Annotated in this window: 1 protein-coding gene; it reads left to right on the top strand. The window is 68.1% G+C overall.

What is annotated here, in order from left to right:
* On the top strand, window positions 1-1,314 hold a 1,314-nt coding region (locus tag P0R31_RS40645; RefSeq protein WP_275521220.1), incomplete at both ends, for a condensation domain-containing protein.

Below are 1,314 nucleotides of genomic sequence, written 5' to 3' on the forward strand. Positions count from 1 at the left end.
GCTGACGCCGCTGCAGGACGGCATCCTGTTCCATCATCTGCTGGCCAGCCGGGGTGATCCCTATCTGTTGGTGTCGCAGATGGCGTTTGCCGACCGCAGCTTGTTGGAGCGCTATCTTGGTGCGGTTCAGCACGTGGTGGACCGGCACGACATCCTGCGCACGGCCTTTGTCTGGGACGGACTGTCGAGCCCGGCCCAGGTGGTTTGGCGTCGTGCCTCGCTTCAGGTGAGCGAGGTCGAGCTGGAGGGCTGTGATGGTTGCGCCGCCGATGAGCTCCGGCGCCGGTTTGATCCGCGCCGGCAGCGCATCGATCTTGGCCGGGCACCCTTGTTGCGGTTTGTGACCGCGCGCGATCCCGGCAGCGGGCGCTGGCTGCTGCTGGAACTGCAGCATCATTTGATCGGGGATCACACGACGCTGGAAGTGATGCATGCCGAGGTGCGGGCCATGCTGGCAGGGCGGGCCGATGAACTGGCCGCGCCGCTGCCGTTCCGTAATCTGGTGGCGCAGGCGCGTCTTGCTGTTGATGCCAAGGCGCATGAAGAGTTCTTCCGAGGGCTGCTGGCCGACATCGACGAGCCGACCATGCCGTTCGGCTTGAGCGAGGTCTACGGCGACGGCAGCGGCGTCGGCGAGGCGCATCGGATGCTGCCGCAGGCGCTCAACGAGCGGCTGCGCGAACAGGCGCGGCGGCTCGGGGTGAGCCTGGCCAGCCTGTGCCATCTGGCCTGGGGGCAGGTGGTGGCGCGCAGCAGTGGCCGCGAGCAGGTGGTGTTCGGCACGGTGCTGTTCGGCCGGATGCATGCGGGTGCGGGCGCCGACCGCACAATGGGCCTGTTCATCAACACCCTGCCTGTGCGGCTTGCCTTGGACGAGACCGGGGTTGCGGCGAGCGTGCGCAGCACCCACGCGCAGCTTTCCGAGCTCTTGGCGCACGAGCATGCCTCGCTGGCGCTGGCGCAACGCTGCAGCGGCGTTGCGGCGCCGGTGCCGCTGTTCAGCGCGCTGTTGAACTACCGCCATAACAGGCCGGCAGCCACGCCCGGCCCCGGACCGGATGATGTCCTGTCGGGCGTGGAATGGCTCGGCAGCGAGGAGCGCACCAACTATCCCGTCACCCTGTCGGTGGAGGATTATGGCGAAGCGCTCGGCTTGACGGCGCAGGTGGCGGCGCCGGTCTCTGCGGATCGCCTCTGCAGCTATATGCAGCGGGCGCTCGAGCAACTGGCGCAGGCGCTGGAGCATGCCCCCAACACGCCGGTGCGCGAGCTCGACATCCTGCCGGCTGACGAACGCAGCTACCTGCTGGAGGA

Source organism: Bradyrhizobium yuanmingense (assembly GCF_029167105.1).
Classification (GTDB): Bacteria; Pseudomonadota; Alphaproteobacteria; order Rhizobiales; family Xanthobacteraceae; genus Bradyrhizobium; species Bradyrhizobium yuanmingense_A.